General features: G+C 68.2%; 10 protein-coding genes and 2 tRNA genes. 11 read left to right on the top strand and 1 reads right to left on the bottom strand.

Translation table 11 applies throughout. The annotated features are described in order from the left end of the window. The 6 genes from SX243_24190 to SX243_24165 form a co-directional block, all read left to right on the top strand. A partial coding sequence (locus SX243_24190) for a 50S ribosomal protein L27 (GenBank protein ID MDY7096086.1) occupies positions 1 to 181 on the top strand: 181 nt, incomplete at its 5' end. Between the two features lie 83 nt (positions 182 to 264). After that, on the top strand, positions 265 to 1,377 hold the full coding sequence (gene obgE / locus SX243_24185; protein ID MDY7096085.1) for a GTPase ObgE: 1,113 nt from the start codon (positions 265 to 267) through the stop codon (positions 1,375 to 1,377). After that, positions 1,374 to 1,997 (top strand): nicotinate (nicotinamide) nucleotide adenylyltransferase, encoded by a 624-nt coding sequence (nadD, locus tag SX243_24180; protein MDY7096084.1) that lies wholly within the window; start codon positions 1,374 to 1,376, stop codon positions 1,995 to 1,997. The genes obgE and nadD overlap by 4 nt, the downstream gene beginning before the upstream one ends. A 7-nt stretch (positions 1,998 to 2,004) precedes the next feature. Further along, positions 2,005 to 2,379, top strand: a complete 375-nt coding sequence (gene rsfS / locus SX243_24175) for a ribosome silencing factor (protein MDY7096083.1) — start codon at positions 2,005 to 2,007, stop codon at positions 2,377 to 2,379. Positions 2,380 to 2,457: 78 nt separating this feature from the next. After that, positions 2,458 to 3,456 carry a sigma 54-interacting transcriptional regulator gene (locus tag SX243_24170; protein MDY7096082.1) on the top strand — a complete coding sequence of 333 codons (999 nt, stop codon included), beginning with the start codon at positions 2,458 to 2,460 and terminating at the stop codon, positions 3,454 to 3,456. A 24-nt stretch (positions 3,457 to 3,480) separates the two neighbouring features. After that, the gene (locus tag SX243_24165) at positions 3,481 to 3,918 is read left to right on the top strand and encodes a DUF309 domain-containing protein (GenBank protein MDY7096081.1); all 438 of its coding nucleotides are present in this window, start codon (positions 3,481 to 3,483) and stop codon (positions 3,916 to 3,918) included. A 23-nt stretch (positions 3,919 to 3,941) separates the two neighbouring features. Here SX243_24165 and SX243_24160 read toward each other — a convergent pair whose 3' ends face one another. Then, positions 3,942 to 4,733, bottom strand: a complete 792-nt coding sequence (locus SX243_24160; GenBank protein ID MDY7096080.1) for an enoyl-CoA hydratase-related protein — start codon at positions 4,731 to 4,733, stop codon at positions 3,942 to 3,944. Positions 4,734 to 5,098: 365 nt separating this feature from the next. On the opposite strand from SX243_24160, the gene SX243_24155 reads away from it, so the two are divergent. The 5 genes from SX243_24155 to tig form a co-directional block, all read left to right on the top strand. Beyond that, positions 5,099 to 5,839 (top strand): hypothetical protein, encoded by a 741-nt coding sequence (locus SX243_24155; protein MDY7096079.1) that lies wholly within the window; start codon positions 5,099 to 5,101, stop codon positions 5,837 to 5,839. After that, complete coding sequence (thiS, locus tag SX243_24150; protein ID MDY7096078.1) at positions 5,836 to 6,048, top strand: sulfur carrier protein ThiS; 213 nt, start codon at positions 5,836 to 5,838, stop codon at positions 6,046 to 6,048. The genes SX243_24155 and thiS overlap by 4 nt, the downstream gene beginning before the upstream one ends. A gap of 81 nt (positions 6,049 to 6,129) precedes the next feature. Then, positions 6,130 to 6,205, top strand: a tRNA-Lys gene (locus SX243_24145). Between the two features lie 134 nt (positions 6,206 to 6,339). Continuing rightward, positions 6,340 to 6,426 (top strand) — tRNA-Leu (locus tag SX243_24140). Between the two features lie 248 nt (positions 6,427 to 6,674). Further along, on the top strand, positions 6,675 to 7,994 hold a 1,320-nt coding region (gene tig / locus SX243_24135; protein ID MDY7096077.1), incomplete at its 3' end, for a trigger factor.

Genomic DNA, 7,994 nt, shown 5'->3' with positions numbered 1-7,994 from the left:
CGCCGGTGACGAACTGGCCACCGGCGGCTCCATCATCGTGCGTCAGCGGGGGACTCGCTTCTTCCCCGGCGAGAACGTCGGGCGGGGCAAGGACGACACCCTCTTCGCCACCTCCGACGGCGTGGTCCGCTTCCAGGATCGCGGTCGGCGGGGCAAATACGTGCACGTCGATCCCTCGTAGGATGCTGCCCTTCTAGGAGACTGCGGGGGCGGTAGTCGCCGCCCCGCCGCTCGTTTCCTCCCACCTCCCCCTCCCAGCCCACCTTGATTTTCATCGACGAAGCTGTGATCCCCGTTCGCGGTGGCGACGGGGGGAACGGCTGTTTGGCCTTTCGCCGCGAGAAGTTCGTCCCCCGGGGCGGTCCCTCCGGCGGCGACGGGGGGCATGGGGGATCGGTGTATCTGGTGGGGGACGGTGGTCTCAACACCCTCTACCATCTGCGGGTTCCCGGCGCCTACGTGGCGGAACGGGGCCACCACGGCGAGGGCTCCAACAAGACCGGCCGGACCGGTGAAGATCTGGAGCTGCGGGTTCCCCTGGGCACCCAGGTCTACGACGAGGCCACGGAAGCCCTCGTGGGCGAGGTGTTGGAGGACGGCCAGCGCCTGCGGGTGGCCGCCGGCGGGCTGGGGGGGCGGGGCAACGCCCGCTTCGCCACCTCCACCAATCGCGCGCCGCGGCATCATGAGCCAGGGCGGCCGGGCGAGGAGCGCTCCCTGCGGCTGCAGCTCAAGCTGCTGGCGGACGTCGGTCTGGTGGGCCTGCCCAACGCCGGCAAGTCGACCCTCCTGAGCACCCTATCCTCCGCCCGACCCAAGGTCGCCGGCTATCCCTTCACCACCCTGTCGCCGCAGCTCGGTGTGGTCGCCCTCAGCGATTATGAGGAGCCCATGGTGCTGGCGGATCTGCCGGGGCTGATCGAGGGGGCCGCCGGCGGTGCAGGGCTGGGGACCCGCTTCCTGCGCCACGCCGAGCGCTGCCGGGTGCTGGTGCATCTGGTGGATCTGTCCTCGCTGGAGGAGGAGAGCGACGCCGCCGCCGACCTGTTGACGGTGGAGGAGGAGCTCAAGGCCTACAGCACCGACCTCATCGACCGGCCCCGGATCATTGTCGGCAGCAAGGCGGATGCGGTGCGCGAGGAGCGCCGGGCTCAGCTGCAGGCGGCGGCGGAGCAGCGGGAGCTGCCGTACCTGGAGATCAGCTCCGCCACCCGGGACGGCCTCAAGCCCCTGGTGGGGGAGATTCGCCGGCTGCTGGACGAAGTGGACGAGCAGCGGGCGGCGGAAGAGGCCGCGGAGCGGCGGGCGGAGCGGGCCAGCGGTCAGGAGAGTGAGCCCGCCGAGGAGGAATCCTCCCCAGGGGATGGGGCGGGATGAGGCGCGTGGGACTGTTCGGCGGCAGCTTCGATCCGCCCCACCGTGGCCATCTGGTGCCGGTGCTGGCGGCGCGGCGGCAGCTGGAGCTGGACGCGGTCCTTTACCTGCCCACGGCCCGGCCGCCCCACAAGCAGCACGAGGAGCAAACGCCGGCCCATCGCCGCCTGGCGATGGTGGAGCTGGCGCTGCTCGATCATCGGGAGCTGCAGGTCTCGGACCGCGAGCTGACGCCGGGCCGCGTCGCCTACACCATCGACACCGTCGAGGAGTTGCAGGCGGAGCAGCCGGGGACGCGGTTCTATTTGATTCTCGGATCCGATTCGTTTCTCCAGCTGCCCACCTGGCGCCGCTGGACGGAGCTCGCCGCCGCGGTGGAGCTGGCGGTGCTTCGCCGGCCGGGATCGAGCTCGCTGGATTTGCCCGACGGCGCGCCGCCGGAGCTGGCGGCGTTGGCCGCCGGATCGGCCGCCGGATCGCGGGTCCATCGCATTGAGGAGGAGCCGCTGCCATACTCCTCCACCGACCTTCGCCGGTGCTTCGCCGAGGGCGAGGAACCATCCCCCGGAGCACTCGACGATTTGGTGCTTCGCTACATCAGGAAGTATGCTCTCTATCGTTGATTCCATCATGACCGCTTCAACCGAGATCTCACCATCCATCGCCGACCGGGTGCGCATTGCCGCCGCGGCCCTGCAAGATCGCAAGGGCGTGGACCTGAAAGTGCTCTTCCTGGAACCGGTTTCCGACTTTGCCGACTACTTCGTGCTGTGCAGCGGCACCAACCAGCGCCAGGTGCAGGCGCTGGCGGAGGGGGTGGACGAGGCGCTGCGGGCGGAAGGGCTGCGCCCCCGCCACGTGGAAGGCCTGTCCACCGCCCGCTGGGTGCTCTTGGACTACGGCGACTTCCTGGTCCACGTCTTCGATCAGGAGCAGCGCGACTTCTACGCCCTGGACCGCCTGTGGGGGGACGCCGAGAACGTCACCCAAGAGATGCTGCAGTAGCTTCGAGTCTCGGCGACCAGCGGGTGGAAAGACGACCGGCGGAGTAGAACGGCGGAGTAGAGCGGACCGGGGCCACCCATGCCTGAGCCTGCAGACTCCCAGCGCGAAGAATCCGGCTCCCCGGCAAACGAGCCGCTGGAGGCGGGGTCCGCCGCCGGGGCGTTCGCGCCGTCCCTCATCTCCCTCGATCGCTTTCTCGACACCGCTCCCTCTCTGGCACAGCGGCTGCGCGGCTTGCGCCGGGCCGCCGCCTCCGGCTCTCCCATCCTCATTCTCGGCCCGCCGGGAAGCGGTCGCTCGACCCTTGCGCGGGCGCTCCACGAGGCCTCTCCCCGGCGCCACGGTGCGCTGGTGGAGGTCGATCCCGGGGTGGTGCCGAGCCAGCTCTTCGACGCCGAGCTCTTCGGCTACCGGGCCGGCGCTTTCACCGGTGCGGAGCGCTCCAGCCCCGGCCGGGTGGGCCGGGCGGAAGGGGGGACCCTCTTGTTGGATCACGTGGAGGAGCTGCCCCTGGCGGCCCAGGCGAAGCTCCTGCGGCTGGTGGCGGAGCGTCGCTACAGCCCCCTGGGCGGCGCTGAGCGGGCGGCGGATGTGCGCTTCATCGCCGTTGCCGGCGACGATCTGGAGCAGCGGGTGGCCGCCGGCGCCTTCCGCGCCGATCTCTTCTATCGCCTCGAGGTCCTGGCCTATCGTCTACCGGCCCTGAGCCAGCGGCGGGAGGATCTGCCGCTGTTGTTGGAGGCGGTGCTGGGGGATCTGTCGGAGCGCTTCCAGCGGTCGTTGGAGCTCGCCGACGAAGCTCGCCGCTGGATTCTGGAACACTCCTGGCCGGGCAATCTGCGCCAGCTGCGCAATCTGCTGGAGCGGGAGCTGGTGCTGCGGCCGGAAGGGCCCTTGAGTCCGCAGCCGCCGGCGGGCTCGGCGGCGCAGCGTCCCGAGTCTCTGGAGGAGTTGGAGCGGCGTCATATTCAACGCACCCTCGCGTATACCCGTGGCCATCAGGGCCGGGCGGCGGAGCTGTTGGGGATCAGCCGCAAGGCGCTGTGGGAGAAGCGCCGGCGGTATGGTCTGCCGTGAGCTGATGGCACCTGCCGTGAGCCGATGAAAGAGCCGGCGGACAGCATCCAGCCCGAGCTACACCCGGTGCTCACCGCCGAGCGTCGCCGGGAGCTCTTCGCCGCCGGCGTGCGCTGCTTCAATCAAGAGGAATATTTTGACGCCCACGAGCTGTGGGAGGAGATCTGGCGCTCGACGACGCCGGAGCCCCGGGATCTCTTCCAAGGGCTGATCCAGGTGGCGGTGGGGATGTACCACTATCGCCGGCGTCAGCGGCCGGCGCCGGCGGCGCGGGTGCTGAGCCGCGGCCTGCGGCGTCTGGAGCCCCTGGCGCCCCGGAGCCACGGCCTGGACCTGGCGTCGCTGCTGGCCTCCGGCGAGCTCTGGTGGCAGTGGCTCTCGGCGGCGGCATCGCCGGGGGCCGCGGCGGAGGAGCCTCCACCACCGCGGATCCGGATCCTCGACCCGCAGCAGATGCTCTGACTTTCGAGGCGGGGAAGGGCTGCTCAGCGGCCCTTCCACTGGGGATCGCGCTTGTTGATGAAGGCGTCCACGCCCTCTTCCTTGTCCTCGGTGGCGAAGGCGAGGCAGAAGAGGTCGCGCTCGTAGACGATGCCCTGGTCCAGGGGCAGGCGCTGGCTGGCGCGCACCGCTTCCTTGGCCAGGCGCAGGGTGGCGGGGCTGCGGGTGGCGATGTGGGCGGCGAGCTCCAAAGTCTTCTCCCGCAGCTCGTCGGGGGCCGCCACCATCTCCACCAATCCCATGGAGCGCGCCTCGTTGGCGGGGATGAAGTCGCCGGTGAGGATCATCCGCATGGCCTGGCCGAGGCCGACGAAGCGGGGCAGGCGCTGGGTGCCGCCGCCGCCGGGGATCAGTCCGAGCTTGATTTCCGGCAGTCCGAACTGAGCTTTCTCGGAGGCGATGCGCAGATCGCAGGAGAGGGCCAGCTCGCAGCCGCCGCCGAGGCACAGACCGTTGACCATGGCGATGGCGGGCTTGGGGTAGTCGGCGAGGATGTCGAACATGCGGGGGAAGCGCATGGCCTCCCGCTGGTCCAGGGGCGTGCGGCCTTCGAATTCGGTGATGTCGGCACCGGCGACGAAGCTCTTGTCGCCAGCGCCGGTGATCACCACCACCCCGATGCCGTCGTCGTCCCGCACTTCGTCCAGGGCGGCGAAGAGGTCCCGTTGGACCTGGGCGTTGAGGGCGTTGTACTTCGACGGGCGGTTGATGGTGAGGACCGCTACCCGGTCGTGGCGCTCGAGAAGGACGGTGGATTCGGTGCTGGTATCGGACATGATCGTCTCCATCGTTGGGGATCGACCCCGCGGGGCGGGTCGAGTCAGATTCGCTGGTCTGCTGGGTGGCTGGGGCCCTGACCGCTCGCTGGCTGGCTCGCGGGGCAGGAGCCGCAGAATACTGAGAATGATTCCACAATCGGCGGGGATTTTCCCCCCGGGGGCGACTCTCTTCGGCCTGGCTCCCCGGAACCCGGGGGCGGTGAGGTATCGTAGGGCTTGGCGTCGGCGGTCGGGGCTCGCGGCATCGAGGGCTTCCCGGAGAAGGGAAGCGTGACGGCAATCCGAGACTTACCTTGACCGGCGGGTGGCCGAGTTTTTAGAATCTGTCGGTCGTGCATCCACAGCGTGCGGACTCTCCCTAAATGATCACCGGGCACAATACTGACGTCCGCCATAATGACGTCGTTCTCCACGTCCAGTCGGAAGACAAGGGCAAGTCCAATCCCTTTATCGAGACTTTGGTCTACGTCGGCGGCCGCGTTCTCGCGGCGCGCCGGGTGAGCTATGCCAAACTCCTCGAGGAGGGCAAGGGCGAGAAGGACATCGTCGCTCTCATGGAGCACCAGCACCGGCGCACCATCGCGGCCATTCGCGGCGGCAAGCTGGACGAGAAGCTGGCGGAGATGAACATGGGCTCCGGTGAGGTGCGCACCACCGGCACCGTGGTGGGGGACCCCCACGGAGTCCGGACCTCCTCCGAGGTGGTGATGCCGGCGGATATGACCGCCGTCGCCGCTCCCGAAGAGGAGGACGGCGATCGCAGCCTCGACCAGGTGATCCTCGACTACCTGACCTCCGAGGCGGATCAGGAGCAGCTGCTGCTGACCGTCGGCGGGGACGATCAGCTGGGCCTGGGCCGCCCGGTGGGGCTGGCCATCCAGACGTTTTCGAGCAAGAGCGGCGAGGCGGTCATCGGCGCCCACATCGCGGTGAAGATGATCTCCACGGTGAGCGAGCCCCGCACCCTGGTCAGTGGTGAGACCGACGACGACGGATCGCTGCATCTCAACTTCGAGATCCCCGAGCTGGAGCAGGGTACGGCGGCCTTGATCATCGTCGCCGAGAGCGCCATCGGCACCGCCGAGATCAAGCACCTGCTGTGAGCTCGCCGGATTCCATCCAGCTCAACGGCCGTCCTCATCCGGTGGCCCCGGGCTCGACTCTGCTGACTTTGTTGGCGGAGTTGGGGCGGGATCCGCGCGCCGTCGCCATCGAGTACAACGGGGAAATCGTCCGCCGGCCGCGCTACGGCGAGGTGCAGCTCGTCGCCGGTGATCAGGTCGAAGTGGTACACTTTGTCCAAGGCGGTTGAAGAAAATTTCTCCAACTGTCTGTGAGACGTGCGTCATCGGGTTGTCAATTACGACGCTCTTGGGTATAGTCTCCGGCTGTCGGGCCGCTAGCTCAATTGGCAGAGCAACAGACTCTTAATCTGTGGGTTCTAGGTTCGATTCCTAGGCGGCTCACCAACTTCCATGAAGCTCATCCCGGAGCCTTCTTCGATTCCAGGCAGCCTCGCGGGGCCCCAAGGTGTTGGGGCTCTGGATCGTCCGTTGTGCCGGCAGTTTCGGCCGGCCGCTCCTCGGTGGCCCGGGACGGTTTCGCGAAAGTGGCGGAATTGGTATACGCGCTAGACTTAGGATCTAGTCCCGGAAACGGGTTAGGGGTTCGAGTCCCCTCTTTCGCACCAAGCAACAGAAGACCGTGCAAGTCAGTACTTGTCCGGCGAACGGCTCTCGGAGCGTCGGTCCCTCGACGCTCCCCGCGGCGGTAGGCCGCCTCTCGGCTTCCGCGCCCGCCGGATTCAGGATCCCGCCCAGACCCGAGCAAGCCCAGACCCGAGCAAGCCCAGACCCGAGCAAGCCCAGACCCGAGCAAGCCCAGACCCGAGCAAGCCCAGACTCAATCAATCAGCCACGGGCAGAAAGAGTTTCGACCATGAGCGTTGTCGTATCCGTAGAAGATGCCGGCCCCAGCCGCAAGCAGCTGACCATCGAAGTGCCTGCTCCGGCGGTGGATGCCGAGATGCAGCGGGTCATCACCGCGTTCAGCCGGGAGATTCAGCTCCCGGGCTTCCGCCGTGGCAAGGCCCCCAAGCAGCTCCTTCTCAAGCGCTTCCGTGAGGAGATCGAGAAGGAGGTGGTGGACCGTCTACTGCCCCGCTACTGGCACCAGGCGGAGTCCGAGGCCGGTATCGACTCGCTGCTCAATCCCCAGGTCGACGACGTCCAGCTCAAGCCCGACGAGCCGCTGGTGTTCAAGGCCAGCGTCGACGTGCGGCCGGAGATCGAGCTCGGCGACATCGACGGCATCAAGCTACCGGATCCCTCCATCGAGGTCACCGACGAAGAGGTGGACGAGATGGTGGAGGACCTGCGCCGCCGCCAGGGCGATTGGGTGCCGGTGGAGCGGTCCGCCGCCCAGGGGGATCTGGTCTCGTTGGAGATCAGCGAGGTCAAGGACGACGACGCCGAGAAGACTGAGGACGACGAGGCTGCCAGCGAGCCTGACACCGTCGCCGTCGAGGTCGGCGACCCCAACGTCTGGGAAGAGCTGTCGCTGGCGGTGACCGGTCTGAGGGAAGGCCAGGAGAGCACCTTCAGCCGTACCGCCGAGGTCGAGGGGGAATCCGTCGAGCGCAATTTCCGTTTCCAGGTGACGGCGGTCAAGGAGCGCGAGTTGCCGGAGGTGGACGACGAGCTGGCGCAGTCCGTGGGTGGCTTCGACAGCGTTGACGAGATGCGCCAGGAGATTCGCCACCGCATGTTCCACAACAAGGAGCGGGGCCGCTTCGAGGAGCGGGAAACCGCTCTCCTGGAGCGCCTGCGGGAAATGCATCCCCTGGATCTGCCGGAGCAAGTGGTGGGCCGGGAGACCGAACGTCTGCTGCGCAACTACGCTCAGCGGCTGGCCAGCCAGGGTGTGGACCTGGAGACCGTGGACATCGACTGGGTCAAGATGCGCGACGACATGGTGGGCCGGGCCCGGGAGGGCGTCCACGCCCGCCTGGTGCTCGACGCCATCGCCAAGGACCGGGGGATGGAAGCCACGGAGCAGGAGCTGGAGGCCGCCCTCAGCGACATCGCCCGCTCCCAGCAGGCGTCCACCGCCGCCGTCCGCCAGGCGCTGGCTGAGGACGGCCGCCTGGCAGAGCTGCGGGGACAGCTGGCTCAGGAGAAGGTCGTGCGCCGCCTGATCGGCGCTGAAGAGGCCGAGGAAGAGGCGGCGGAAGAAGGACAGCCGGAAACTGAAGCGGCG

The sequence above is a fragment of the Acidobacteriota bacterium genome (assembly GCA_034211275.1).
Lineage (GTDB): Bacteria > Acidobacteriota > Thermoanaerobaculia > Multivoradales > JAHZIX01 > JAGQSE01.
The sequence above is the reverse complement of the archived record's forward strand: the minus strand, read 5'-3'. Positions and strand labels throughout refer to the sequence as shown.

Bases quoted from the DNA above. Each gene is read 5' to 3' on its own strand.
- nadD (MDY7096084.1), top strand. From the start codon at position 1,374: ATGAGGCGCGTGGGACTGTTCGGCGGCAGCTTCGATCCGCCCCACCGT.
- rsfS (MDY7096083.1), top strand. From the start codon at position 2,005: ATGACCGCTTCAACCGAGATCTCACCATCCATCGCCGACCGGGTGCGC.
- SX243_24170 (MDY7096082.1), top strand. From the start codon at position 2,458: ATGCCTGAGCCTGCAGACTCCCAGCGCGAAGAATCCGGCTCCCCGGCA.
- SX243_24165 (MDY7096081.1), top strand. From the start codon at position 3,481: ATGAAAGAGCCGGCGGACAGCATCCAGCCCGAGCTACACCCGGTGCTC.
- SX243_24160 (MDY7096080.1), bottom strand. From the start codon at position 4,733: ATGTCCGATACCAGCACCGAATCCACCGTCCTTCTCGAGCGCCACGAC.
- SX243_24155 (MDY7096079.1), top strand. From the start codon at position 5,099: ATGATCACCGGGCACAATACTGACGTCCGCCATAATGACGTCGTTCTC.